Below are 24,107 nucleotides of genomic sequence, written 5' to 3'. Positions count from 1 at the left end.
TCAGACGGCGGGCAGCCGGATGCGGATGCCGAAGCCGCCGTCCGGCCGGTTCTCCGCGTCCACCCGGCCGCCCACCGCCTCCACGTTCCGGCGGACGATCCAGAGGCCGATGCCGTAGTGGGGCATGCCGTCCGGCAATGCTCCCGCCGGCTCCGCCAGTGCCGTGCCGGGAGCGACCGGGCGCTGGCTGAAGTAGCGCTCGAAGATCCGCTCCATGTTGGCCGGGTCAACGCCCGGCCCCTCATCGTCCACGGACAGCAGGATGCGCGCGCCCTCCCGCTTGCAGGCGACCCGGAGGGAGCCGCCGGCGGGAGAGAAGCTGAGCGCATTGTCCACCACGTTCTCGATCACCGTTTCCAGCAGTTCCTCTCCTGCGCGGACGACCAGGCCGCCCTCGATCCGCGGCAGGAGCGTCACCCCCCGTTCTTCCAGCACGTTGCGGTAACCGAGCAGGACGCGCTCCAGCAGGGCGGACAGGTCCACCCGCTGGCGCGGCGGCTCCAGCAGGTCGGCCGCCGTCTCGTCCATGCGGCGGGCGAAGGAGACCAGCCCGTCCAGCCGCTCCACCGAGCCCTCGATCATGTCGATGGCGCGGCGACCGCGGACATCCTCGGGGGGAATGAGGCGCTTCAGCGGCTCCACGGCCTGACGGATCACGGCGATCGGTGTCTTGAAGGCGTGGGCGTTGTCCTCTGCCGCGCGGCGCAGATTGACGGCGGAGCTGTGCAGGGTCGCCACCAGCCGGTCGAAATCCTCCGCCACGGGCTCCAGTTCGGGTACGGTGTTCTGCTCGGAGAAGCTGCCGGCCGGGCCGCGGTGCATGACGATGTCGCGTGCAAGCTCGCCGAAACGGCGCAGATTGCGCCAGACCTCCAGCAGCAGCACCAGCACCAGCGCCGCCATGGCGATGTAGACCAGGGCCGCCGCCTGCACCTCCGGCGTCCGCCAGTAGGGCTGGCCCATGCCGAGCCCGAGATAGGCGGCGGCGGCGTGGGAGGTGACCACGGCCCAGCAGCCCATCTCCGTCTTGATCGGGGTGATGGAGGTCAGAAGCTCCACCCCGCCCTTCTCCGTCGGCACCGGAATGGCGAGCGCCTGGTCACCGGCGCAGGACGCGGCCAGCCGGACCAGGACGCCCTGTTCGATCAGCCGCTCGCGCTCCAGGTCCAGCATGGCGGTCGGCACCGCCGGAGCGGAGGCGACGTAGTAGAATCCCCGGCCGGTGACGCCGCCCGGCGCGTTGGGCCGCAGCAGCACACGCACGCGGGTGTTCTCGTCGGAGAATCGGGTCAGGGTCTGGCCCAACCCGGCCAGCGACGGGCCGTCCAGACCGGCCAGCAGCGGTTCGACCGCGCGGGCGATGAGCTGGCCCTGCTGCTGCGCGCTGCGCAGCAGCAGGATCTGCTTCTCCGCATCGGCGTTGCGGAACTGCTCGTAGATCAGCAGCGGCACCGCCAGAAAGACGATCGAGACCAGCACCAGCCGACCGGCGAGCGACCGCAGCAGCCAGCGGCCTGTGCCGCGCCAGCCCCGGCCGGATCGGCTCATGCGCGGTCCCGGCCACCGATGCCGCCGACATACTCGGCCGGGTGCCGGTCCGACCAGCGGTAACCGAAACCGGGATAGTTCTCGATCTCGTCGAACCCGGCATCCACGGCGCGGAACTTGTGCCGGATGCGCTTGATGAAGGCGCGCACATTGGCCCGGTAGCCGGCCGGCCCGTAGCCGGCGACGAAATCCTTGCCATGCACCAGATCGTAGAGGTCGCGGTAGGACACGTCCTCGCCGGCACGGGTGGACATCAGCTTGACGATGTTGAACTCGGTCAGCGTCAGGTCGATGCGGCTGCCGGCCCAGAAGGCGCGGGCCACCTCCAGCTTCAGCTCCAGCGGCCCGCGCCGGAACATCTGGCCACCGGCGCCGGCGGCATCCGTCGCGGCGGACGGGGCGCCCGGTCCCTCTTCCCCGCCGGGCTTGCGGCCCTGGATGATGAGCTGCATCCGCTTCAGCAGGATCGGCAGCGAACGCGACTTCTCCACGAAGTCCACGGCACCGCCGGTCAGGGCCGTCTCCTCGTAGATCTGGTCGGACAGCACCGTCAGGAAGATCACCGGGATGTCGATGTTGCGGGCGCGGAGCTGGCGCAGGGTCTCGATCCCGTCCATCCGGGGCATGCGCCAGTCCAGCAGGATCAGGTCGGCGGTGCCGCCCCCGGCGAAGTAGTCGAGCGCGGTATGGCCACGGTCGAACGGCACGACCTCGAACCCCTCGTCCGTGAGGTTCATGCCCAGGGATTCCCGGAACAGGTCGTCGTCGTCCACCAGGGCGACGCGGGCAACGGGGGCCGGCGCCGGCATGTGGTCAGGGGTGCCAGGCCTGGGCGACGAGTTCGGCAAAGCATTGCTGAGCGACATTGGGCTGGTCGTCCGTACTGGTCAGTTCATAGGAAAGGGTTCGGAAGTCGCGCGTCGTCATCTCCATGAAGAAGAACACGCGCAGGACACACCGGTCGTTGGCGTAACGCCAGGTCTTGGCCGGCGGGATCTCCTCCGTCCAGGAGGGCTGCCCCAGAAGGCGCATCGTCTCCTGTTCGGTCATGCCCACCAGGGTCTTCGGATCGAAGGATGTCTCCTGGAGGTGTGGCGGGGCTGCCGACGGACCGGGCAGGGCCGCCGGCACACCGGCAAGCTGCGTCACCGGAACCGGCGGTTTCGGCCGGGGCACGGGCGAGGTCGGCACCCGGGCGGGCGGCGCCGGGGGCGGCCCCGGAACCGTCAGCGCCACCGGGGTCGGCTCCGGCGGGCGGCTGCCGGGATCGGCACAGCTCACCAGCAGCACCGCGGCCGCAAGCAGGCAGACGGCCCCGGTCAGCAGTCCGTCCGCGCCCCGGCCCGGGACCGAGCGGGACGGACCGGAGCCGACGGCGACGTCGGAAGCGGCCCCGAGGGTCCGTCCGATCGCCACCGTTCCGCTGATGCCAGCCGCATGCGTCACTGGAGGGACTCCACCGCTGAAGAATACCGGCGCTGAAGAATACCGGCGCTGAAGAATACCGGTCGGCCGTCCTGTCCTGCCGCCGGATGCCCGGGACAGGCCGGTTGCCCGCCTGACCGACGGGGATCATACCCCATCAGGAAAGAGGAGCGTGACAGGAAGGCGCCCGCTTTGCAGTCTTTCTAGGGCCAAAATTGGCCTGGATGATGAACCGAGGATTAAGAAAACCGGGAACTACCCCTTCTTAGCCCCAGAACAGTTGAGTCGCTGCGCAAGCGGGGTATTAAACCCGGGGTTTGCTCCTTTATCCTGGAGTATGGACAGAGCCGCAGAGATAGAAAGATTTTGCATCTTCTTTGTGGGCGTCTTGCCGGGTGCCGTGGGCCGTGGGTTGCCGGACGTCTGGGGGCGGGGATCGGTGGCCAGGGATTGAGGACCGGGGATCGCCGTGTCCAGCGGGGGCTGCTGCCCTGCCGGTGAAACGGCGAGGGCGGGAAGTGGAGCCACTTCCCGCCCTCACGCCGTTCAGGCTTCAGCCGGATGGGCTGGGATCGCTTTCAACCGCACGAGGGCGGGGACCCTGCCGCTCTAAATCCAGCCGCGTTTCCGACGGTCTTGCGACCCGTCGGGTGGTGGCCTCCGGGAACCTCCGCTCCCCTTGGCACAGGCACAGCGTGCGCCCCGGGACCGCGGGGGTCAACCCGCACCGGCGCCGTGATGCACCGCAGCGGTCATCCGCCCGTGGCATGCCTGCCCGGTCGGGCCTCCGGCTCCGGAACGAAACCCCGGACCTCCTGTTGTCGGGGCGATCCGTCGGCCGTCGGGGACCGTGCGGCGCCATCCGGCGCCTGCCCGGCGCGAGCCCGGCGGCCGACCACCGGAACGAGGAGGCCTGAAGATGGCGATGGGCGAAAGGACCGGCTCGACGCCCCAGGGCGGGTCGCAGGAGACGACCGACCGGACCCGCAGCGGGCAGACGGCCGCGGGCAAGGGGTCCGCTGGCAACGGGTCCGACACGAAGGGCGGAGCGACGGCGGGGGGCATGGCCCATGAACTGTCGGAACGGGCCCGGGAGACGGGCGAGCGGCTGACCGAGACGGCCCGTGCCAAGGTCCGCGGCCAGTACGAACGGCAGCAGACTTTCGCTGCCGACCAGATCAGCGGCATCGCGACGGCGCTGCGCCAGACAGAGCGCCAGCTCCGAGACCAGGACCAGGGCTTCCCTGCCCGCTATGTCGGCATGGCCGCCGAACAGGTGGAGGATCTGGCCGAGCAGGTGAGCCGGTACGGCTTCGAGGACCTGCTGTCGCGGACGGAGACCTTCGCCCGCCGGCAGCCGGAGATGTTCATCGGCGGCGCCATGCTGGCCGGGGTGGCACTGGGGCGGTTCCTGCGCGCCTCGGGCGAGCGGCGCCGGGCGCGGATATCCGGCCAGGGAACCCCCTATGCGGGGGCATCCTATGGCAGCGGCGGCGGATGGTCCGGGTCCAGCGGCCAGCGGGGGGCCGGCGGCCGTGCCTACACCCCTGACCGGGATGACGACGTGGGCAGCTACGGCGCCAGCGGTGGCATGGACGAGCGCACGCGCCCCCTGCGTACCCGGTCGTCGCGGGCCGACGAGTACGCGCACTATCCCGCCGCGGACGGTCTGCGCGGGCGCAATGTCGAAAGCCCGGTGGGAGCGACCGCGCCCATGCATGCGGGCGCAGGCGGGCAGGGTGCCGCCCCGGGGGGTACGGGTCCGGGCGGGCTGGGCGATACCGGCAGCAGCCGCGCCGGCACACCCGGCGGCAGCGGAACCGGCACGGGCGCCGGACCGGGCGGTGCAGGTGGCGGGCTCGGCACCGGCCTCGGCAGCGCCGGAACCACCCCGTCCGGGACAATGACTTCCGGTTCGGGAGCCGCTGCCGGCGGAACCTCCGGCAAGGCTGCATCCGGCACCGCCGGGAAGCGTGAAAGCGCTCAGGACGGAGCATCCTCGCAGAAGCCGGCCACCTCGCAGGGGAGCAGCAAGCCATGAGCACCGAAAGCGCGCACGGCGGGTCCGGGGCGCCCGGTCCCGAGGACCGGCTGGACGGCCGGCCCGAGGCGGGGCGCACTGAGCGCCCCTTGACCGCCCTGCTGACCGATCTGGCGCAGGAGACGGGTGATCTGGTCCGCAAGGAAGTGGAACTGGCCCGAGCGGAGCTGTCGGAGAAGGCAACCCAGGCCACCCGCGGCGCCATCAACCTGACGGTCGGCGGGGCGGTCTGCTTCCTGGGGCTGATCTTCCTGCTGCTGTCGGCGACGCTGGCGCTGGCCACCGTCGTGGAGCCCTGGGCCGCGGCCCTGATCGTCGGCGGCGCCGTGCTGCTGATCGGCGGGATCATGGTCCTGTCCGGCCGCAGCAAGCTGTCGGCCGATAACCTGCAGCCGCGGCGCACGGTGGAGACGCTGAAGGAGGACGGACGCTGGGCCAAGGCCCAGATCGGCCGCTGACGGCCGCACCGGCCAAGGGAGGAGCGAGATGAGCTACGATTACCAGGGCGGGTACGCCCGGAGCTTCGGCGACGACACCGGCCTGTACGGCCGGGGTGGATATGGAGAGGACGAGCGGGGCTGGGGCGGCATGCTCCAGGACAACACCGTCCCCCTTGCCCTGATCGGCATCGGGGTCGGCTGGATGCTGCTGTCCGGCGGTGGCCGGTCGGCGGAGACGGGGCGGGCCGGCTACGGCGGTTCCGCCTTCGGCGGCGAAGGGCGCTGGGCCGGCGACCGCACCCGCGGGATGCATGACCACGAAGGCGGCCGGATCGGGCAGGCCATGAGCAGCCTGCGCGAAGGCGCGGAGCATCTGCGCGAACGGGCCGGCGACCGCTTCGAGGCGGTGCGGCACCGGGCCGGGGATGCGATGGAGCACGCCCGCGACCGCTTCTCCGGCCGCTCGGGCCGGAACATCGATACGGGCGCCGGCTACGACCGTATCGCCGACTATGATTCGCGTGACGAGGATCTGTACGGGGATGACCTGTACGGCCCCGGATCGAGTTACGCGAGCTACGGCGCCGGCCAGGGCGGCGGCTCCTGGAGCGACCGCGCCAGCGGGCTGATGCACGATGCCGGCCAGCGTGCCGGCTATGCCACCGAGTCCTTCTGGGACATGGTGGAGGAGCATCCGCTGGCTGCGGGGCTGCTCAGCCTCGCCCTGGGGGCCGCGGTCGGGGCCACCCTGCCCTCCACCCGGACCGAAGACGAATGGCTGGGCCAATACCGCGACCGCCTGGCTGATGATCTCTGGCAGCGCGGCGAGGGAACGGCACGGGACGCGACGGACGTGGCCAAGCACGCGCTCCAGGCCGGCGTGGACGCTGCGCGCGAAACCGCGGAACGGGAAGCGGACGAGCGCGGCCTGACCGGCAGCCGGTCCGACGACCCGACCCGGAGCAAGGCGGACGCCGGCAGCCGCTGACGCCCCTCCCCCATCGCTCCCGCCCCACCAGGGCCCCGCCGGCAGTGCCCACGGGAATCGCATTAGGGAAAGTTTTGTAGCGCGGTGTTGGGAAATGGATTCTGTATGTCGGCCCTGATTTATGGGAGGGGTCGATGGCTGGAATTTTTCGGATTTCGTTTCAAGGTCTTCCCGATCCGCGGACAGGGAATGCGCGGCGTCACGCTCTTCTGGATGTTCTGACGATTGCGTTGACGGCGTCGATCTGCGGGGCGGAAAGCTGCGTGGACTTTGCGACCTTCGCGCGGGACCGGCGGGCCTTGTTCGAGGAGTTCCTCGAGCTTCCCGGCGGGCTGCCCAGCCACGACACGTTTTCACGGGTATTCCGGCTTCTGGACCCGGTGGCGTTTTCCCGCTGTTTCCAGCAGTTCCTTGATCATCTGGGGGAGGATGGGGCCGGGGTCCTGGCCATTGACGGCAAGACGCTACGGCGCTCCTTCGACCGGGCGGCGGGGCGTTCGGCTCTACATGTGGTGAGCGCGTTTGCGTCCGGCGCGCGGATGATCGTGGGGCAGCGGGCGGTGGCCGCGGGCGAGAACGAGATCGTGGCGGCGCGGGCGTTGCTGGAACTGTTCGATCTCAAGGGTGTGCTGGTAACCGGTGACGCTCTGCACGCGCAGGAGCGGACGGCGCAGACCATCCTGGAGCGGGGCGGCGACTGGCTTTTTCCGCTGAAAGACAACCGCCCTGCGCTACGGGCCGAGGTTGAGCGCTACTTCGCGGACCCGGCAACGGTTCTGGCCGTGCCCCATGTCACCACCGATGCCGACCACGGTCGTATCGAGGTGCGCCGCCACTGGGTAAGCCACGACGTGGCCTGGCTCGCCTCCGACCGACGTTTCCCCGACGAGGCCGTACTGCCGGGCCTGAAGATCCTGGGCCTGGTCGAACGCACGGTCACGAGCCCCGACGGCCGCACTACCGCCACCCGAACCCTCTATCTCTCCTCCGCCGCGCTGGAGCCCAAGACGCTCGCCCGCGCCGTCCGCGCCCACTGGAGCATCGAGGCCGCCGTCCATTGGGTGCTCGACACCTCCTTCGACGAAGACCGCGCCCGTAACCGCAAGGACCATGGCCCGGAAAACCTCGCCACACTCCGAAAACTCGCACTCAACGTCGTCCGCTCCGCCAACAACCAGGATTCCATCCGCCTCCGCAGAAAACGCGCCGGATGGTCCGACGACTATGCCCGAACCATCCTCGGGCAAATGCGATAGCCGTGCGGCAGTGCCGCGGGGCCCTTTCCTTGCCGGGAAATCGGATTATCTTCGCGTCCGTCCGGGCGGGGATCGTTCCCCCTCCGGGTGCAGGGCTCCCGCCGCGGGGATGCATGGGGGACCGGCCCCGGGACCTTGACTTCCGGTCCATATGGTCGCACTTAATGTGTACCAGTTTGGTCCGATTTCCGGAGCGCCCTTCCCGGGCCGGTCCGGGAGAGGACCCCCCGGAACGGGAGGGCGGATGCTCAGGCTCAGCAAGCTGACGGATTATGCCGTGGTGGTTCTGACCGCCATGGCGCGCAGCGACGCGCCGGTGCATACCGCCGCCTCGCTGGCCGAGCGCACGGGCCTGCCGGTGCCGACGGTGCAGAAGCTGCTGAAACAGCTCGCCCGCGGCGGCATCCTGGCTTCCCAGCGCGGGGCGGCGGGCGGCTACGCCCTGCTGCGCGAAGACACGGACGTCACCGTGGCGGAGATCATCGAAGCCATCGACGGCCCCATCGCGCTGACCGACTGCGTGGACGGGGCGGAGGGCGCCTGCGGGGTGCAGTCGCTGTGCCCGCGCCGGGGAAGCTGGGACAAGGTGAACGAAGCCGTGCGCCGCGCGCTCGACGGGGTGTCGCTGGCAGACATGGCACTACCGTCCATACCGGACTTCGGCATCGCTCCGGCCCTGGCCACGGACCCCCGGTCCGAGGACAAGGTGCGGCGCGCGGCACTGGCCGGCTGACGGAAACGAAGGGGTTCGGAGGAGAGACATGGCGGCCACGGATCAGACCCTGGAACAGGTGCGCAACCTGACCGAGACGAAGTACAAGTACGGCTTCTTCACCGACATCGAATCGGAGATGGCGCCGAAGGGGCTGAACGAGGACATCGTCCGGTTCATCTCGGCCAAGAAGCAGGAGCCCGAGTGGCTGCTGGAATGGCGGCTGAAGGCGTACCGGCACTGGCTGACCATGACGGAGCCGGACTGGGCGATGCTGAAGTATCCGCCCATCGACTTCCAGGACTCCTACTACTACGCCGCGCCGAAGGTGACGGAGAAGCCGAAGTCCCTGGACGAGGTCGATCCCGAGCTGCTGCGCACCTACGAGAAGCTGGGCATCCCCCTGCGCGAGCAGGAAATCCTGGCCGGCGTGGAGGGGGCGGGCGACGTTCCGGCCGTGGCCGTGGACGCCGTGTTCGACAGCGTGTCCGTCGCCACCACCTTCAAGAAGAAGCTGGAGGAGAAGGGCATCATCTTCTGCTCCATCTCCGAGGCGATCCAGACCCACCCCGAGCTGGTGCGCCAGTATCTGGGCTCGGTCGTGCCCTATTCGGACAATTTCTACGCCACGCTGAACAGCGCCGTCTTCACCGACGGCAGCTTCGTCTACATCCCCAAGGGCGTGCGCTGCCCGATGGAACTGTCCACCTACTTCCGCATCAATGCGAAAAACACCGGCCAGTTCGAGCGCACCCTGATCATCGCGGACGAAGGCTCCTACGTCAGCTATCTGGAGGGCTGCACGGCGCCGCAGCGCGACGAGAACCAGCTCCACGCTGCCGTGGTCGAGCTGATCGCGCTGGACGATGCGCAGATCAAGTACAGCACCGTGCAGAACTGGTATCCGGGCGACGAGAACGGCAAGGGCGGCATCTACAACTTCGTGACCAAGCGCGGCGCCTGCCGCGGCCGCAACTCGAAGATTTCCTGGACCCAGGTGGAGACCGGATCGGCCATTACCTGGAAGTATCCGAGCTGCATCCTCCAGGGCGACAATTCGGTAGGCGAGTTCTATTCGGTCGCCATCACCAACAACATGCAGCAGGCCGATACCGGCACGAAGATGATCCATATCGGGAAGAACACCCGCTCGACGATCGTCTCCAAGGGCATCTCCGCCGGCCGCGCGCAGAACACCTACCGCGGTCTGGTGAAGATCCTGCCGAAGGCGGACGGGGCGCGGAACTACACCCAGTGCGACAGCCTGCTGATCGGCGACCGCTGCGGCGCCCATACGGTGCCCTACATCGAGAACCGCAACCGCAGCGCCCGCGTCGAGCATGAGGCGACCACCGCCAAGATCAGCGAGGATCAGCTCTTCTACTGCCGCTCCCGCGGGCTGGCGGAGGAGGACGCGGTCGGCCTGATCGTCAACGGCTTCTGCAAGGAGGTCCTGAAGGAGCTGCCGATGGAGTTCGCGGTGGAGGCCCAGAAGCTCGTCGCTATCAGCCTGGAGGGGAGCGTGGGCTGACCACCCTCCCCCCACCCGCACTTACCAGGGCCCGGCGCCGCTCCGGGCATTATCGAGGAAACGCTGCGGCCACCGGGCCGCGATCGGGGATCAGAGACATGCCGCTGCTCGAAATCAAGAACCTGCACGCCACCGTGGACGGCAAGCCGATCCTCAAGGGCATCGACCTGACGATCGAGCCGGGCACCGTGCATGCGATCATGGGGCCCAACGGGTCGGGCAAGAGCACGCTCTCCTACGTTCTGGCCGGGCGCGAGGGCTATGAGGTGACCGAGGGCAGCGTGCTGCTGGACGGCGAGGACCTGCTGGCGAAGGAGGCGGAGGAACGCGCCGCCGCCGGCGTCTTCCTGGCCTTCCAGTACCCGGTGGAGATCCCCGGCGTCAGCAACACCACCTTCCTGAAGGAGGCGCTGAACGCCCTGCGCAAGGCGAAGGGCGAAAAGGAACTGGACGCCATGCAGTTCCTGAAGCTGATCCGGCAGAAGGCCGGCGCGCTGAACATGACGGACGAGATGATCCGGCGCGCCGTCAATGTCGGCTTCTCCGGCGGCGAGAAGAAGCGCAACGAGGTGCTTCAGATGGCGGTGCTGGAGCCGAAGCTGGCCATCCTGGACGAGACCGACAGCGGGCTGGACATCGACGCGCTGAAGATCGTCGCCGACGGCGTGAACAGCCTGCGCCGACCCGACCGTTCCATGCTGGTCATCACCCACTACCAGCGCCTCTTGGACTACATCGTCCCGGACGTCGTGCATGTGCTGGCCCACGGCCGCATCCAGAAGACCGGCGGCAAGGAGCTGGCGCTGGAGCTGGAGCAGAAGGGCTATGCCGAGTTCGGCGTGAACGAGGCCGCCTGAGGAAGTGTCCGCCATGGCATCCGAAACCCCCGCTCTCCAGAGCTATGTCGAGCAGTTCAAGGCGCATGCGGCGACGCTGCCCGGCGCCGGCCTGCCCTGGCTGGACGAGCTGCGCGCCGCCGGCCTGGACCGCTTCGTCAAGACCGGCTTCCCCACCCCGCGGCAGGAATCCTGGAAGTTCACCAGCCTGCGCCCGCTGGAGCGGCAGAGCTTCGGCCTCGCCCCGGCGCTGACCGCCCCCGTCCCGGCCGCGTCCATCCCGACCGTGGCGCCGGACGGCGGCAGCCACCGCATGGTCTTCCTGGGCGGCCGCTACCGGCCCGACCTGTCCGACATCGGCGGCCTGCCGCCCGGCGCCACGCTGGAGAGCCTGGGCGAGGCGCTGGTCCGCGCGCCCGACGGCGTGGCCGAACATCTGGGCCGCACGGCGACGCTGGACGGGCACCCTCTGCTGGCGCTCAATCTCGCCTTCCTGACGGACGGCGTCGTGCTGCGGCTGGCCCGCGGCACGGTGGTGGCGAAGCCGGTGGAGCTGGTCTTCCTGAGCAGCGACGACGGCCTGCCCGCCGCCTGGCACCCGCGCATCCTGGTCCTGGCCGAGGAGAACGCCGAGGCGACCCTCGTCGAGCACCATGTCGGGCTGGGCAGCGCCACCTGTTTCAGCAATATCGTGGCGGAGATCGTGCTGGGCGCCGGCGCCCGGCTGCACCACTACAAGATCCAGCGCGAGAGCCTGTCCACCATCCATCTGGCCACGACGACGGCCCATGTCGGCCGCGACGCCACTTACGACACCTTCATCCTGAACCTGGGGGCGGCACTCTCCCGGCACGAGGGGCGCAGCGTGCTGGAGGGCACCGGCACCACCTGCCGCATCAGCGGCGCCTATGCCGTGCGCGGCACGCAGCACACCGACATCACCACCCTGATCGACCACGCCAAGCCGCGCGGCACCAGCCGCGAGGTGGTCAAGGGCGTGATCGACGGGCAGGCCCGCGCCGTCTTCCAGGGCAAGATCATCGTCCGGCCGGACGCGCAGAAGACCGACGGCTACCAGTTGAACCGGGCCCTGCTGCTGTCAGACCAGGCGGAGATCGACAGCAAGCCGGAGCTGGAGATCTATGCCGACGACGTGAAGTGCAGCCACGGCGCCACCGCCGGCGAGCTGGACGACGCGCAGCTCTTCTACCTGCGCTCCCGCGGCCTGCCGCTGGAGCGCGCCCGCGCCCTGCTGATCGCCGCCTTCCTGGACGAGGCGCTGGAGGAAATCCCGGTGGAGGCGGTGCGCGAGCACTTCAAGGCCGCCGTCCATGGCTGGCTGGGGGAGCGCTGAGACCATGACGGGTGCCACCGCCCACCGCACCACGCCCGCCCACGACCACAACGCGCCCTATGACGTGGCGCGGGTGCGGGAAGATTTCCCGATCCTGACCCGCCGCATCCACGAGAAGCCGGGCCGGCCGGGCAAGCCGCTGGTCTATCTGGACAATGCCGCCTCGGCCCAGAAGCCGCGGGCCGTGATCGAGGCGATGACCCGCTTCCTGGAGGAGGATTATGCCAACGTCCACCGCGGCGTCCATTTCCTCTCGCAGCGGGCGACGGACCTCTACGAGGCGACGCGGGACCGGCTGGCCCGCTTCCTGAACGCGCCCTCGCGGGAGACCATCGTCTTCACCCGCAACGCCACCGAAGCCTTCAATCTGGTGGCCCAGAGCTGGGGCCGTGCCCACCTGAAGGCGGGCGACGTGGTGGTCCTGTCGGAGATGGAGCACCACGCCAACATCGTGCCCTGGCAGTTGCTCCAGGCGCAGACCGGCATTGTGCTGAAGGTCGTGCCCGTGCTGGACGACGGCAGCCTGGACCTGGACGCGCTGGAGGGCCTCCTGCGCGACCCGGCGGTCCGGCTTCTCGCCGTCAGCCATGCCAGCAACGTGCTGGGCACCGTCAACCCGGCCCGCCAGATCGCCCGCATGGCGCATGAGCGGGGCGTGCCGGTGCTGTTCGACGGCAGTCAGGCGGCCGTCCACATGCCGGTGGACGTGCAGGCCATCGACGCCGACTTCTACGTCATGACCGGCCACAAGCTGTACGGCCCGACCGGCATCGGCGCCCTCTACGCCAAGGCGGAACTGCTGGCGGCCATGCCGCCCTGGCAGGGCGGCGGCGACATGATCAGCGCCGTCAGCTTCGCCGGCACCAGCTTCCGCGAGCCGCCCTACCGCTTCGAGGCCGGCACCCCGCCGATCATCGAGGGGGTGGGACTGGGCGCCGCCATCGACTATGTGACGGCGCTGGGCATGGACGCCATCCTGGCGCACGAGCAGCGCCTGCTGGCCCATGCCATGGACCGGCTGTCGGGGATCGAGGGGCTGCGCGTCGTCGGCACCGCCCCCGGCAAGGCGGCCATCATCAGCTTCACCATCGACGGCATCCATCCGCACGATATCGGCACGCTGCTGGACCGGGCCGGCGTGGCCGTGCGGGTCGGCCGGCACTGCGCCGAGCCGCTGATGGACCGGTTCGGGGTGGGCGCCACGGCCCGCGCCTCCTTCGGGCTCTACAACACCGAGGCCGAGGCGGAGGCGCTGGCCGACGCGGTGCGGGCCTGCAAGGAGTTCTTCGGCTGATGTTCGACGATCTGCGCGATCTGTACCAGGAAGTCATCCTCGACCACGGCCGGCACCCCCGCAACTTCGGCCGGCCGGCCACCTTCAACCGCACGGCGCGGGGCGACAACCCGATGTGCGGCGACAAGATCACCATCTATCTGACGGTCAGCGACGACGGCGTGATCACGGATGCGGGCTTCGACGGGCGCGGCTGCGCCATCAGCCAGGCCAGCGCCAGCCTGATGACGGAGATCCTGAAGGGCAGGCCGGTGGCGGAGGCCGAGGCGCTGTTCGGCCGCTTCCATGACATGTGCACCAAGGACGAGGACCAGTGGGGCACGCACGGCCCCGTGGACGAGGAGGCCCTGGACAAGTTGCAGGTGCTGTCGGGGGTGCGCGAATTCCCCATGCGGGTGAAGTGCGCGACCCTGGCCTGGCACACGATGCACGCGGCCCTTCAGGGCGAAGGCAAGGCATCCAGCGAGAGCGCGGGTTTCTGAGAAGAAGGAAGGGATGGGATGATGATGAATTCCATGCGGCCGATCGCGCCCGGCCTGTCCATGGGCGACCCGGTGGAGATCCCGCCGGAGGAGCGGCTGCCGCCCGACGCGCCGCTGCACGACCGCGTCGTGGAGGCGCTGCGCACCGTCTACGACCCGGAAATCCCGGTGAACATCTATGAGATGGGCCTTGTCTACAAATGCGAGGTGGACGCCGACGGCGACGTCCGCATCGAGATGACCCTCACCGCCCCCGGCTGTCCCGTGGCGGAGGAGATGCCGGGCACGGTGGAGCGCGCCGTGGAGGCCGTGGCGGGCGTGCGCTCGGTGAGCGTGGACATCGTCTGGGAGCCGTCCTGGCACCCCGGGATGATGAGCGACGAGGCCCGGGTGGCCCTGGACATGTTCTGATCTTCAGGCGGAGAGGAGGACGGAGGCCATGAGCACGACCCTGAAGGAACGCCCCAAGGCGCTGACGCTGACGGACGCGGCCGCCGAGCGCGTGCGGCTGCTGATGGCGCGCAGCAGCGAGCCGATCCTGGGCCTGCGCGTCGGCGTGAAGGCGCGCGGCTGCTCCGGCATGAGCTATTTCGTCGAATACGCCAAGGACCGGAAGAAGTTCGAGGAGGTGGTGGAGGACAAGGGCGTCACCATCCTGATCGACCCCGCCGCCACCATGTTCCTGCTCGGCTCCGAGATGGACTATGTGGAGGACCGCTTCCAGTCGGGCTTCACCTTCCGCAACCCCAACGAAAAGGCCCGCTGCGGCTGCGGGGAGAGCTTCACGGTGTGAGGCTCCGGGGGCTGACTGGCCCCGGGGAGAGGGAAAACCCGGGCCGCAGGTGATGAGCCGGTCACGGTTCCTGGAACACCGCCGGGAGCCAGACCGCATCGCCGATCCCGAGCCCGACGAACCGCCGGAACAGCAGATTGTCGTCCAACGGCTCCATCAGACCTCGACGTAGCAAGCCTGGAGCAGCAGCGGCGTCGCCCTGCTCCGGCGGGACCGAGGGACAAGTCCGGCGCGGCGTAGAGCCCGGCGAGGTCGCCGTCCATCGCCGCCAGCACCTCTTCCCCCACCCGCCGGATCAGCCGCAACGGATGCTGGGCGGCAGCCGGTCCTCCAGCGACACGGAGCTGAACATCCCGCCCCGGTCCGACCGACGCCCGTGCATCCCCACACCCAAGGTCAGAGAATCACGCGCCGGAAGCCGGTGCCAGGGGGCCTTTCAGCAGCCTGCTAGGGGAACGCCCGGTCGGGCTATACGAGTTTTATCGACTCTTGCTTAGTCAAGCCGATATACACGGGCCAACGGGGATGGCGGCGGATGACTGAATCATGGGTTTCCGTTGATGAAGTAGCCCCCCTGGGGGTTGCGAAGGACATGGTGTACCGCCGGATCGAAGCTAAGAGCTTGCCTGCTCAGCGGGTTGGGCGGCTATGAAAGTTTAATTTGAGCGATGTTGATCATTGGATCATGGACCGGATGGCGGCGGAAGATGCAGCTGCTCTTTCCAAGAAACCTATGATCAATGGCGAATGATATGAGAATGGTCTCTGAAAAATGCCGATGCCAAGCCACCCCAAGATCTACCACATCGTTCATCATGATCGAATTCCTTCGATCTTGTCAGATGGCTTTCTGTGGTCGGACGCTCAGATGAACCAGCGAAAGGGAACTGGCACCACCATAGGCATGAGCAACATCAAATCTCGCCGTCTCAATCAGCTTCGCCTCTCATGTCACTCAGGCTTGTATGTGGGCCAATGTACACCGTTTTATTTTTGTCCACGATCAGTGATGCTTTACTTGATTTTTCGCCGGAACGAAGAGCTGTCTTATAAGGGCGGCCAGGAGCCGATCGTTCATCTCGAGGCTGATCTTAAAGACGCGGTCGCGTGGGCAAACGCCCATAACAAGCGTTGGGCATTCACGCTGTCCAATGCGGGCGCCTACTACTTTGAGGATCGCTCGGATATTGCCGCCCTTGGCGAGATCAACTGGGATGCTGTCCAAGCTCGCCAGTGGTCTGGTAACGGGGTTTCGCGATCAGTTAAGGAAGGTAAACAAGCCGAGTTTCTCGTCGAAGAGGCCTTTCCTTGGCACCTGATCGAAAGAATCGGCGTCTACTCACAGGGGGTCGCTCAGCGGGTCTATGCTGCAATGAACGGGGCCGGCCACCGGCCGAACGTCGAAATCCGACGTGAATGGTATTACTAAGGTGGGGATGACCATGATCAGATATACGACAGGAGACATCTTGAGGGCGGACGCAGAAGCGATCGTCAACACGGTGAACTGCGTCGGCATCATGGGCCGTGGCATCGCTCTTCAGTTCAAGAACGCCTTTCCTGCGAATTTCAAGGCATATGAAGCGGCCTGCAAGCGCGACGAAGTTCAGCCGGGGAAGATGTTCGTCTTCGATACGGGCACCTTCACGAATCCCAAGTACATCATCAATTTTCCGACGAAGCGGCATTGGCGCGGGAAAAGTCGGATGGATGACATCGATTCCGGGCTTGTCGCCCTTGCCGAAGAGGTTCGGCAGCGTAGCATCAGATCAATCGCCATCCCGCCGCTTGGGAGCGGCCTTGGTGGGCTTAACTGGGAGGACGTTCGTCCCCGGATCGAAGCAGCGCTGCGTGACCTACCGGACTTGGACGTTATTGTCTTTGAGCCCAACAATGCGCCGGTCACAACCAAGTCGCAGGAAGTTCCAACGATGAGCCCCGGACGAGCCGCACTGGTGGTTCTGATGAACCGCTATCTTGGCGGACTGATGGACCCGTTCGTAACTCTGCTTGAACTACATAAGCTCATGTACTTCATGCAGGAGGCAGGCGAGCCTCTCCGCCTCAAATACGCGAAGGCACCGTATGGTCCTTATGCCGAGAACTTGCGCCACGTTCTTCATGCGGTCGAGGGGCACCTCGTTTCGGGATATGCCGATGGTGGCGATGCGCCCGACAAGCAGCTTGAGCTGGTCCCCGGCGCGGTGAAGGACGCGGAGTCCTTCTTGTCGGACAAACAGGATACAACTGCTCGGCTTGATCGTGTGGCTGAACTCGTCGAGGGGTTTGAGACACCGTTCGGCCTGGAACTCCTCGCAACTGTGCACTGGGTGACGACACGCGAGAACGCTATTAGCGCGGAGGATGCGATGGCCAAGGTTTATGCGTGGAACGAGCGGAAGAAGCGTTTTTCGCCACGCCAGATCGGCATCGCCCTTCAGACCTTGCAGAACAAGGGGTGGCTCGCGAGCGCCTAATACCGGCGAGCGGAGCCGCTGACACACTGAGAGGGATTCCCAAGGCTGGCAATCCGTGATTCGATTCCCCATCGCGATGGGGAGGAGCGAATGCCAGCGGCGTTGCCGATCCGGGAAGACCTGAGCGCCAGCGAATTGCGTGCCCTGGCGCGGCGGGAGAGCAAAGGGCGGGTGGCGGCGCGGATGTTCGCGATCGCCCATGCCTTGGAGGGGGTGAGCCGGGCGGAAGCGGCGCGGCTGGCCGGCATGGACCGCCAAGCCCTGCGCGACGCGGTTGTGCGCTACAACGCGGAAGGCGTAGCCGGGCTCTACGACCGCCCGCTGCCCGGCCGGCCGGAGTGGCTGAGCGAAGGCGAGCAGGCGACGCTCAAGGCCATCATCCTCGCCGGCCCCGATCCCAAGCGGCATGGCTGCGTGGAATGGACCCTGCCGATCCTGTGCGAGGTGATCGCCGAACGCTTCGCCAAGACGCTGCATCCGGCCAGCCTGTCGCGCATCGTCCGCCGGCTCAACCTGTCGAAGCAGAAGACGCGGCCCCGCCATCCGCAGTCCGACGCCAAGACCCAGGCCGCCTTCCAAAAAAGGGGCTGCGCGAAGCCCTGAAGGCCGCAGGTGCCGCGCATCCGGAGCGTCGCCTTCAACTCTGGTTCCAGGACGAAGCCCGCATCGGCCAGAAGGGCCGCACCGCACACCGCTGGTGGGAGCGCGGGCAGCGCCCACTCGGGTTGTGCGACAAGCGTTTCACCTCGGCCTGGCTCTACGCCGCCGTCTGCCCAGCCAGCGGCGCCGACTTCGCGCTGGTGATGCCGACCGTCTCCACTGCCGTCATGAGCCTGTTCCTGGACGGCTTCTCCCGGAGCCTGGAACCGGACGTCCAGGCGGTGCTCGTGCTCGATCAGGCCGGCTGGCACGGAGCGCGGGCGCTGGTCGTCCCGGACAACATCACGCTGGTCCCGCTCCCGCCCTACAGCCCCGAACTCAACCCGGTCGAGCGCGTCTGGCTGTACCTGCGCGAGCGCTTTCTGTCCCACCAGATCCTGGACGACTACGACGCCGTCGTCCAAGCCTGCTGCGACGCCTGGAACGCCCTCACCGCCACACCAGAACGTCTACGCTCCCTCACCAGCTATCCGTGGCTCCCATGTGTCAATGCTTAGGCGCGGCGGTATGAGGGGCTGGCGGCGGCGCGGGCCCGCCTGCGCGCGGCGGAGGGCTGAGCATGGCGGTGTTCCTGACCCGCGGCGGCGCTCCCTGGACGCCCGCCTACCTTCTCTCCATCGACCAGACGAAGTGCATCGGCTGCGGCCGTTGCTTCAAGGTGTGCAGCCGCGCCGTCATGAGCCTGAAGGGCGTGACGGAGGATGACGAGCTGGTGGACGCCGATCCCGACGGCGACGACGACGAGGAGTTCCTGCGCAAGGTCATGGTCGTGGCCGATGCCGGCAACTGCATCGGCTGCGGCGCCTGCGCCCGCGTCTGTCCCAAGGGCTGCCAGAAGCACGGGGAGGCGTAGGGACAGGCGCGGGGGCACGGGGGGCTCCGTCAGCGCCAGAGCCCCGTCAGCAGCGCCGGCCCGTCCTCCTGCCCGAAGCAGGCATGGACATCGGTGCAGACCTCGCAGTTGGGGGATTTGCAGATCAGCATGCCTTCGCGCCGGCAGAGTTCGCGGTAGAAGAACTTCTTCCACTTCATGTCGCCCGCATTGCGCCGGACCAGGGCGGGGAAGTGGCGGCGGAACAGGGCGTTCAGGTCGGCGCGGCTGGCCAGCCCCAGATCCTGCCAGAGATGGTTCGGCTCCAGCGACCGGCGGGCGACGATGGCCGCCAGCCAGACCTCCTCCTCCGCCCCGGTGGCCCCGTGCTCCAGGAGAAGCTGGCGCAGGTCCGGCTCCTCCGGCGCGTCCTCCCCGGTGCCGGCATCCGGGGGCACAGCGTCCAGCAGCGCCAGCCGGTCCGGCAGATGGCGGCGGAGCAGCCGCTCCAGCGCCGCGCGCGTCAGGCCCGTCGCCGCCGTCAGCGGGCGGGCCGGGGCCGTCGCCGCCAGGGCGAGGATGCGTCCGAACAGGTAGGTGTCGAGGCTGTCCGCCCCGCACGGGGACAGGTCGGGTCCATAGGGCGGCGGCATGGTCGGTCTCCCCCCGCGTCGTCGTCTCCGCCGGGGACCCTGCAAGCGGCGGGCCGGGGGGCTGCGCCCCCGGAGCGGGCGCAGTTCCACCGGCGCCGCGCCGCGACCTGTGTCGCTGTCGGGAATCCGACATCCGGTGGCGAAGGCCCCGTTGTCGCGTTGCCGACACTGCCGGACCCCGCGGATTCCCTGGGGTTCGCCTCTGGCACGCCGATTGCCTCACGTCCTTGCCCGGGGCGGTACGGACGCCCCTGACACGGGACGGAGGTTTGCGATGGTGGCACTCACGGACAGCGCGGTACAGGCGGCCCGCACGGCCGTGGAGGCCGCCGCCGGACAGGCGGCCGGCCTCAGGATCATGGTGCGCCCGGCGGGTTGCGCCGGTCTCCAGTTCGGACTGCAACTGGAGGAGGGGCCGGGCGACGCCGACGCCGTGATCCGGTTCGAGGGGCTGGACGTCTATGTCGATCAGGATTCCGTGCCGCTGCTCGACGCGGTGACGGTGGATTTCGTCGAGCGGCTGGAGGGGGCGGGCTTCGTCTTCGAGAACGCCGCCCCCGGCGGCGGCTGCACCTGTTCCACGAGATCCTGCCACTGACGATCCTGCCACGGGCCGGCACCCCCATCCGGCGGGATCCCTGCCGGGCTGGGATCGCCGGCAACGGGCGATGACGCGAACGGGCACGCGGGAGGCAACCGGCCAATGTGGGACTACACGGACAAGGTCAAGGCGTACTTCTTCGAGCCGAAGAACGCGGGCGTCCTGGCCGACGCCAACGCGGTGGGCGAGGTGGGGTCGCTGACCTGCGGCGATGCGCTGAAGCTGATGCTGAAGGTGGACCCGGCGACGGAGGTGATCCAGGACGCCCGCTTCCAGACCTTCGGCTGCGGCTCGGCCATCGCCTCCTCCTCCGCCCTGACCGAACTGGTCATCGGCCGCACCCTGGACGACGCCGCCCGGCTGACCAACCAGGACATCGCCGCCTTCCTCGGCGGGCTGCCGGCGCAGAAGATGCACTGCTCCGTCATGGGGGCGGAGGCGCTGCACGCCGCCATCGCCCACTACCGTGGCGTGGCGATCGACGACGACCACGACGAGGGCGCCCTGATCTGCAAGTGCTTCGCCGTGGACGAGCCGATGCTGCGCCGGGCGGTGCGGACGAACCGGCTGACCAGCATGGAGCAGGTCACCTTCTACACCAAGGCGGGCGGGAGCTGCGGCGCCTGCAACGAGCGGATGGAGGAGGTGCTGGCCGCGGTGAACGCCGAGATGGTGGCCGAGGGCCTGCTCGGCGCGGCGGAGGCCTTCGCCGGCGCCCCGGCCCGGCCCGCGCTGAAGCCGGCCGGCGCGCTCGTCTCCCTGTCGCCGCCGGTGAAGGCGGTTCCCACGGCGCCCCCCGCGAAACCCGCGCCGCCGGCGCTGGCGCCGGCCCCCGTGACGCCGGGGCCGAAGCTGACCCTGGTGCAGCGCATCCGCCTGATCGAGGAGGCCATCGCCGAGGCCCGCCCGACCTTCCTGGCCGACGGCGGCGACTGCGAGCTGGTCGATGTGGACGGCCGCCATGTCCATGTCCGGCTCACCGGCGCCTGCGCCGGCTGCCGCATGGCCCGGATGACCGTCGATGGCCTTGCCGCCCGGGTGACGGAGAAGCTGGGCGCCCCCGTCATCGTGATTCCGGTCTGAAGGGGAGGGGAGAGGCCATGGACACCCCGGTCTATCTCGACAACAACGCGACCACCCGCACCGACCCCCGCGTGCTGGAGGCGATGCTGCCCTGCTTCACGGAGCTGTTCGGCAATCCTTCCTCCATGCACCGCTTCGGAGAGGCGGTCGGGGCCGCGATCCGCACGGCGCGGGGACAGGTGCAGGCCCTGGTCGGCGCCGCCCACGACCACGAGATCCTCTTCCTCAGCGGGGCGACGGAGGCCAACAGCACGGCCATCCACTCGGCCCTGCGGGCGCAGCCGGAGCGGCGGGCGGTCGTCACCTCCGCCGTGGAGCACCATGCCGTCCTGGGCGTGCTGGAACATCTGGAGAAGACGGACGGCATCGAGGTCCGCATCATGCCCGTGGACCGGCACGGGCGCCTGGACCTGGAAGCCTACCGCCGGGCGCTGCGCCCCGATGTGGCGCTGGTCAGCCTGATGTGGGCGAACAACGAGACGGGAGTCGTCAATCCGGTCCCCGAACTGGCCGAACTGGCGAAGGAGGTGGGAGCCACCTTCCACACCGACGCCGTGCAGGCGGTCGGCAAGCTGCCTGTCTCCGTCGCCGGGACCGGCATCGACATGCTGTCGCTGTCGGCGCACAAGCTGCACGGACCGAAGGGGATCGGCGCGCTCTATGTCCGCAAGGGCACGCGCTTCCGGCCCCTGCTGCGCGGCGGCGGGCAGGAGCGCGGCCGCCGGGCGGGAACGGAGAACGTGCCCGGCATCGTCGGGCTGGGCATGGCGGCCGAGCTTGCCGCCCGCTCCGTGGCCGAGGACGCGGACCGCATCCGCACCCTGCGCGACCGGCTGGAGCACGGCATCCTGGGCGCGGTCGGACACTGCTTCGCGGTCGGCGGAGAGGCCGAACGGGTGCCCAACACCAGCACCATCGCCTTCGAGTTCATCGAGGGGGAGGCCATTCTGCTGCTGCTGGACAAGGCGGGGATCGCCGCCTCGTCGGGCTCCGCCTGCACCAGTGGCAGCCTGGAGCCGAGCCATGTCCTGCGCGCCATGGACGTGCCCTTTACGGCGGCGCACGGTGCCATCCGCTTCTCCCTCTCGCGGGAGACGACGGAGGCCGAGGTTGACCGGGTGATCGCCGCCGTGCCGCCCATCGTCGCCCGGTTGCGGGCCTTCTCCCCCTTCTGGGATGCCGGCCGGGCGACCGGACAGGCGGGGAACTTCGCGCCCGTCTATTCGTGAGACCGCGCCCTCCGGACAGAAAAAACCCGCCCCCGGAGGCCGGGGGCGGGGCGCGGGAGCCCATGGGGCCCGGGCGGAGCTTCCGGGATCAGGCGGCCTTGATGGCGGCGAGGAAGCGTTCGACCTCCTGCTTGAGGGTTTCCGACTGCCGGGCCAGCTCGCCGGCGGCGCCCAGCACCTGGGTCGCGGCGGCGCCGGCCTGGCCGGTGACCTGCGTCACCTGACCGATGTTGGCGGACACCTCCTGCGTGCCGGCCGCGGCCTGGGTCACGTTGCGGCTGATCTCGTTGGTCGAGGCGCCCTGCTGCTCCATCGCCGCGGCGATGGTGGCGGAGATGCCGTTGACCTCCTCGATGATGGTGCCGATGGACTGGATCGCGGTGGAGGTCTCGGCCGACACCTTCTGCACGGCAGAGATCTGGGCAGCGATCTCCTCCGTCGCCTTGGCGGTCTGGCCGGCGAGGTTCTTCACCTCGCTGGCGACGACGGCGAAGCCCTTGCCGGCTTCGCCGGCGCGGGCCGCCTCGATCGTGGCGTTCAGCGCCAGCAGGTTGGTCTGGGCCGCGATCGCCTGGATCAGGCTGACCACCTCGCCGATCTTCTGTGTCGCGGCGGTCAGGCCCTCGACCGTGACGTTCGTCTCCTGCACGCTCTCCGCCGCGCGCTGGGCCACGCCCTTGGCACGGTTGACCTGCCGGTTGATCTCCTGGATGGAGGCGGCCATCTCCTCCGCCGCCGAGGCGACGGTCTGCACGTTGGCCGTGGTCTCCTCCGCGGCCGAGGCGGCGGAGCTGGCCTGACGCCCGGTCTCGTCCGCGATGGCGGCCATGCTCTGGGCGGTGGCGTCCAGTTCGGTGGCGGCGGCGGCGACGGCGCGCAGCGATTCGCTGGAGGTGCCGTCGAAGCTGCGGATCAGGCTGTCGATCCGGGCGGTGCGGGCGGCCTTGGCCTTCTCTTCCGCCTTCTGGGCGGCGGTCAGGCGCTCGGCCTCGATCAGCCCGTCCTTGAAGACCTGCACGGCCCGGGCCATGGCGCCGATCTCGTCCTTGCGGTCCGTACCGTCCACGGCTGCCGTCAGTTCGCGGCGGCTGAGCCGGTTCATCGTGTCGGTCAGGCGGTTGACCGGACCGGCCACGGTGGTGACGGTGAGAAGGCCGGCGCCGATGGACAGGCCGGCGGCGGCCAGCAGGGCGACGATGGTGCCGAAGGTTGCGCTCTCCCTGGCCGCGATGATGGCATCGCCCCCGTCCTTGCCGTCGCGCTCATTGATCCCGACGGCCTCTTCCAGGGCGACCAGAGCCTCTTCCAGCGCCTGCCGGGCCGGGCCGTTGTAGATCGCCAGATACTCGTCCCGCTTCCCCGCCTCCATCAGGGAGTCGATCTCTGCCGCCAGCGGCAGGAACCGGGCCCAGGCCCGGTCGAACCGCTCGAAGGCGTCGCGGTCCGTGGTGATCAGGGCCTCATAGGCCTTGCGCCGGGCGGCGAGATCGGCCGACATTTCGACAAGACGCTGCCTGCGCTCGGCACGGACCTGCGGATCATCGTTCAGCATCATCGCCGCCTGATGGCGGCGGTAGTTGAGGACCCCTTTCAGGATGGCGTTGCTCTCGGAAACGGAGGGCAGAGAGTTGCCCACCACGACGTCCGCGGCATCGTCGATCCTGGAGAGCTGGACCAGGCCGAAGCCGCCCAGGGCCAGGGTGACGAACAGGACCAGCCCGAAGGCGGCGAAGATTCGGATACGGATGGAAACATCGACAAGACGCGGCATGGCAGGACTCCCCCCGGATTGGATGCCCGATTGAGGCGCATCGCCCCTTAAGATTGGCCTAAGATTGTCCCCGGAATGACGAAGGGACAGTGGGGGGAAGGGCATCCTGTCCGACGGTATAT

The 24,107-nt window shown here is 68.8% G+C and carries 24 protein-coding genes and 1 pseudogene; 19 read left to right on the top strand and 6 right to left on the bottom strand.

Annotated features, from left to right (window positions below):
• Genes RC1_RS02365 through RC1_RS19795 form a run of 3 tightly spaced genes read right to left on the bottom strand, consistent with a single transcriptional unit; the run spans position 1 to position 2,994 of the window.
• Complete coding sequence (locus RC1_RS02365) at positions 1-1,548, bottom strand: sensor histidine kinase (protein ID WP_012565730.1); 1,548 nt, start codon at positions 1,546-1,548, stop codon at positions 1-3.
• Positions 1,545-2,357 carry a response regulator transcription factor gene (locus RC1_RS02360; RefSeq protein WP_012565729.1) on the bottom strand — a complete coding sequence of 271 codons (813 nt, stop codon included), beginning with the start codon at positions 2,355-2,357 and terminating at the stop codon, positions 1,545-1,547. Before RC1_RS02360 ends, RC1_RS02365 begins: the two co-directional genes overlap by 4 nt.
• Positions 2,358-2,361: 4 nt before the next feature.
• The gene (locus RC1_RS19795; protein WP_012565728.1) at positions 2,362-2,994 is read right to left on the bottom strand and encodes a hypothetical protein; all 633 of its coding nucleotides are present in this window, start codon (positions 2,992-2,994) and stop codon (positions 2,362-2,364) included.
• Positions 2,995-3,892: 898 nt separating this feature from the next.
• Between RC1_RS19795 and RC1_RS02345 the strand changes: the two genes are divergently transcribed.
• From RC1_RS02345 to RC1_RS02290, 12 genes are all read left to right on the top strand, one after another.
• Positions 3,893-5,014 (top strand): hypothetical protein, encoded by a 1,122-nt coding sequence (locus tag RC1_RS02345; RefSeq protein ID WP_012565727.1) that lies wholly within the window; start codon positions 3,893-3,895, stop codon positions 5,012-5,014.
• Positions 5,011-5,472, top strand: a complete 462-nt coding sequence (locus RC1_RS02340; protein WP_012565726.1) for a phage holin family protein — start codon at positions 5,011-5,013, stop codon at positions 5,470-5,472. Before RC1_RS02345 ends, RC1_RS02340 begins: the two co-directional genes overlap by 4 nt.
• 28 nt (positions 5,473-5,500) lie before the next feature.
• Positions 5,501-6,442, top strand: coding sequence for a hypothetical protein (locus tag RC1_RS19790; RefSeq protein WP_012565725.1), 942 nt, complete (start codon positions 5,501-5,503; stop codon positions 6,440-6,442).
• Between the two features lie 134 nt (positions 6,443-6,576).
• Entirely contained in the window at positions 6,577-7,698 is a 1,122-nt protein-coding gene (locus RC1_RS02330; RefSeq protein WP_012565724.1) for an ISAs1 family transposase, read from the top strand.
• Between the two features lie 244 nt (positions 7,699-7,942).
• Complete coding sequence (locus RC1_RS02325; RefSeq protein WP_012565723.1) at positions 7,943-8,431, top strand: SUF system Fe-S cluster assembly regulator; 489 nt, start codon at positions 7,943-7,945, stop codon at positions 8,429-8,431.
• Positions 8,432-8,459: 28 nt separating this feature from the next.
• Positions 8,460-9,941, top strand: a complete 1,482-nt coding sequence (gene sufB / locus RC1_RS02320) for a Fe-S cluster assembly protein SufB (protein WP_012565722.1) — start codon at positions 8,460-8,462, stop codon at positions 9,939-9,941.
• A 98-nt stretch (positions 9,942-10,039) separates the two neighbouring features.
• The gene (sufC, locus tag RC1_RS02315) at positions 10,040-10,798 is read left to right on the top strand and encodes a Fe-S cluster assembly ATPase SufC (protein ID WP_012565721.1); all 759 of its coding nucleotides are present in this window, start codon (positions 10,040-10,042) and stop codon (positions 10,796-10,798) included.
• Between the two features lie 13 nt (positions 10,799-10,811).
• The gene (gene sufD / locus RC1_RS02310; protein ID WP_012565720.1) at positions 10,812-12,131 is read left to right on the top strand and encodes a Fe-S cluster assembly protein SufD; all 1,320 of its coding nucleotides are present in this window, start codon (positions 10,812-10,814) and stop codon (positions 12,129-12,131) included.
• Positions 12,132-12,135: 4 nt separating this feature from the next.
• Positions 12,136-13,425 (top strand): cysteine desulfurase, encoded by a 1,290-nt coding sequence (locus RC1_RS02305; RefSeq protein WP_012565719.1) that lies wholly within the window; start codon positions 12,136-12,138, stop codon positions 13,423-13,425.
• On the top strand, positions 13,425-13,907 hold the full coding sequence (gene sufU / locus RC1_RS02300; RefSeq protein WP_012565718.1) for a Fe-S cluster assembly sulfur transfer protein SufU: 483 nt from the start codon (positions 13,425-13,427) through the stop codon (positions 13,905-13,907). Before RC1_RS02305 ends, sufU begins: the two co-directional genes overlap by 1 nt.
• 18 nt (positions 13,908-13,925) lie before the next feature.
• Entirely contained in the window at positions 13,926-14,318 is a 393-nt protein-coding gene (locus tag RC1_RS02295; protein ID WP_012565717.1) for an SUF system Fe-S cluster assembly protein, read from the top strand.
• 28 nt (positions 14,319-14,346) lie between these two features.
• On the top strand, positions 14,347-14,700 hold the full coding sequence (locus RC1_RS02290) for a HesB/IscA family protein (RefSeq protein ID WP_012565716.1): 354 nt from the start codon (positions 14,347-14,349) through the stop codon (positions 14,698-14,700).
• 48 nt (positions 14,701-14,748) lie between these two features.
• Here the strand turns inward: RC1_RS02290 and RC1_RS22615 are convergent.
• Positions 14,749-14,866: pseudogene (locus tag RC1_RS22615) on the bottom strand (transposase); the annotation flags it as partial.
• 606 nt (positions 14,867-15,472) lie between these two features.
• Between RC1_RS22615 and darT the strand changes: the two are divergent.
• The 4 genes from darT to fdxB all read left to right on the top strand — a co-directional run bounded on the left by darT (position 15,473) and on the right by fdxB (position 18,690).
• Positions 15,473-16,129: a type II toxin-antitoxin system toxin DNA ADP-ribosyl transferase DarT gene (gene darT / locus RC1_RS20635; RefSeq protein ID WP_083759232.1), complete on the top strand. Its 657-nt coding sequence runs from the start codon at positions 15,473-15,475 to the stop codon at positions 16,127-16,129.
• A gap of 7 nt (positions 16,130-16,136) precedes the next feature.
• The gene (darG, locus tag RC1_RS02285) at positions 16,137-17,177 is read left to right on the top strand and encodes a type II toxin-antitoxin system antitoxin DNA ADP-ribosyl glycohydrolase DarG (RefSeq protein ID WP_234703817.1); all 1,041 of its coding nucleotides are present in this window, start codon (positions 16,137-16,139) and stop codon (positions 17,175-17,177) included.
• 90 nt (positions 17,178-17,267) lie between these two features.
• Positions 17,268-18,334, top strand: a protein-coding gene (locus RC1_RS20630; protein WP_085978985.1) for an IS630 family transposase whose coding sequence is annotated in 2 segments (ribosomal slippage) — positions 17,268-17,753 and positions 17,756-18,334 — 1,065 coding nt in all. Because the reading frame shifts where the segments join, the coding sequence is not laid out codon by codon here.
• Positions 18,335-18,396: 62 nt separating this feature from the next.
• Positions 18,397-18,690, top strand: coding sequence for a ferredoxin III, nif-specific (gene fdxB, locus RC1_RS02270; protein ID WP_012565711.1), 294 nt, complete (start codon positions 18,397-18,399; stop codon positions 18,688-18,690).
• Positions 18,691-18,719: 29 nt separating this feature from the next.
• On the opposite strand, the gene RC1_RS02265 is transcribed toward fdxB, so the two are convergent.
• Positions 18,720-19,301 (bottom strand): nitrogen fixation protein NifQ, encoded by a 582-nt coding sequence (locus RC1_RS02265; protein WP_012565710.1) that lies wholly within the window; start codon positions 19,299-19,301, stop codon positions 18,720-18,722.
• A 274-nt stretch (positions 19,302-19,575) separates the two neighbouring features.
• On the opposite strand from RC1_RS02265, the gene RC1_RS02260 reads away from it, so the two are divergent.
• From RC1_RS02260 to nifS, 3 genes are all read left to right on the top strand, one after another.
• Entirely contained in the window at positions 19,576-19,899 is a 324-nt protein-coding gene (locus tag RC1_RS02260) for a HesB/IscA family protein (RefSeq protein ID WP_012565709.1), read from the top strand.
• Positions 19,900-20,004: 105 nt separating this feature from the next.
• On the top strand, positions 20,005-20,985 hold the full coding sequence (gene nifU / locus RC1_RS02255) for a Fe-S cluster assembly protein NifU (protein WP_012565708.1): 981 nt from the start codon (positions 20,005-20,007) through the stop codon (positions 20,983-20,985).
• 17 nt (positions 20,986-21,002) lie between these two features.
• A complete protein-coding gene (nifS, locus tag RC1_RS02250) occupies positions 21,003-22,214 on the top strand; it encodes a cysteine desulfurase NifS (protein ID WP_012565707.1) in 1,212 nt (403 codons plus the stop codon).
• An 88-nt stretch (positions 22,215-22,302) separates the two neighbouring features.
• On the opposite strand, the gene RC1_RS02245 is transcribed toward nifS, so the two are convergent.
• Positions 22,303-23,985 (bottom strand): methyl-accepting chemotaxis protein, encoded by a 1,683-nt coding sequence (locus RC1_RS02245; protein ID WP_012565706.1) that lies wholly within the window; start codon positions 23,983-23,985, stop codon positions 22,303-22,305.
• Positions 23,986-24,107: the final 122 nt, after the last annotated feature.

Origin of the sequence: Rhodospirillum centenum SW, from assembly GCF_000016185.1 — a bacterium.
Classification (GTDB): Bacteria; Pseudomonadota; Alphaproteobacteria; order Azospirillales; family Azospirillaceae; genus Rhodocista; species Rhodocista centena.
The sequence above is the reverse complement of the archived record's forward strand: the minus strand, read 5'-3'. Positions and strand labels throughout refer to the sequence as shown.

Excerpts from the sequence above, each read along its gene's own strand:
- RC1_RS02345 (WP_012565727.1), top strand. The coding sequence starts at position 3,893 with ATGGCGATGGGCGAAAGGACCGGCTCGACGCCCCAGGGCGGGTCGCAG.
- RC1_RS02295 (WP_012565717.1), top strand. The coding sequence starts at position 13,926 with ATGATGATGAATTCCATGCGGCCGATCGCGCCCGGCCTGTCCATGGGC.
- nifU (WP_012565708.1), top strand. The coding sequence starts at position 20,005 with ATGTGGGACTACACGGACAAGGTCAAGGCGTACTTCTTCGAGCCGAAG.
- nifS (WP_012565707.1), top strand. The coding sequence starts at position 21,003 with ATGGACACCCCGGTCTATCTCGACAACAACGCGACCACCCGCACCGAC.
- darT (WP_083759232.1), top strand. The coding sequence starts at position 15,473 with ATGCCGATGCCAAGCCACCCCAAGATCTACCACATCGTTCATCATGAT.
- sufU (WP_012565718.1), top strand. The coding sequence starts at position 13,425 with ATGTTCGACGATCTGCGCGATCTGTACCAGGAAGTCATCCTCGACCAC.
- RC1_RS19790 (WP_012565725.1), top strand. The coding sequence starts at position 5,501 with ATGAGCTACGATTACCAGGGCGGGTACGCCCGGAGCTTCGGCGACGAC.
- RC1_RS02360 (WP_012565729.1), bottom strand. The coding sequence starts at position 2,357 with ATGCCGGCGCCGGCCCCCGTTGCCCGCGTCGCCCTGGTGGACGACGAC.
- sufC (WP_012565721.1), top strand. The coding sequence starts at position 10,040 with ATGCCGCTGCTCGAAATCAAGAACCTGCACGCCACCGTGGACGGCAAG.
- RC1_RS02325 (WP_012565723.1), top strand. The coding sequence starts at position 7,943 with ATGCTCAGGCTCAGCAAGCTGACGGATTATGCCGTGGTGGTTCTGACC.
- RC1_RS02305 (WP_012565719.1), top strand. The coding sequence starts at position 12,136 with ATGACGGGTGCCACCGCCCACCGCACCACGCCCGCCCACGACCACAAC.
- RC1_RS02330 (WP_012565724.1), top strand. The coding sequence starts at position 6,577 with ATGGCTGGAATTTTTCGGATTTCGTTTCAAGGTCTTCCCGATCCGCGG.
- RC1_RS02365 (WP_012565730.1), bottom strand. The coding sequence starts at position 1,548 with ATGAGCCGATCCGGCCGGGGCTGGCGCGGCACAGGCCGCTGGCTGCTG.
- fdxB (WP_012565711.1), top strand. The coding sequence starts at position 18,397 with ATGGCGGTGTTCCTGACCCGCGGCGGCGCTCCCTGGACGCCCGCCTAC.
- RC1_RS02265 (WP_012565710.1), bottom strand. The coding sequence starts at position 19,301 with ATGCCGCCGCCCTATGGACCCGACCTGTCCCCGTGCGGGGCGGACAGC.
- RC1_RS02340 (WP_012565726.1), top strand. The coding sequence starts at position 5,011 with ATGAGCACCGAAAGCGCGCACGGCGGGTCCGGGGCGCCCGGTCCCGAG.
- sufB (WP_012565722.1), top strand. The coding sequence starts at position 8,460 with ATGGCGGCCACGGATCAGACCCTGGAACAGGTGCGCAACCTGACCGAG.
- RC1_RS02290 (WP_012565716.1), top strand. The coding sequence starts at position 14,347 with ATGAGCACGACCCTGAAGGAACGCCCCAAGGCGCTGACGCTGACGGAC.
- darG (WP_234703817.1), top strand. The coding sequence starts at position 16,137 with ATGACCATGATCAGATATACGACAGGAGACATCTTGAGGGCGGACGCA.
- sufD (WP_012565720.1), top strand. The coding sequence starts at position 10,812 with ATGGCATCCGAAACCCCCGCTCTCCAGAGCTATGTCGAGCAGTTCAAG.
- RC1_RS02245 (WP_012565706.1), bottom strand. The coding sequence starts at position 23,985 with ATGCCGCGTCTTGTCGATGTTTCCATCCGTATCCGAATCTTCGCCGCC.
- RC1_RS02260 (WP_012565709.1), top strand. The coding sequence starts at position 19,576 with ATGGTGGCACTCACGGACAGCGCGGTACAGGCGGCCCGCACGGCCGTG.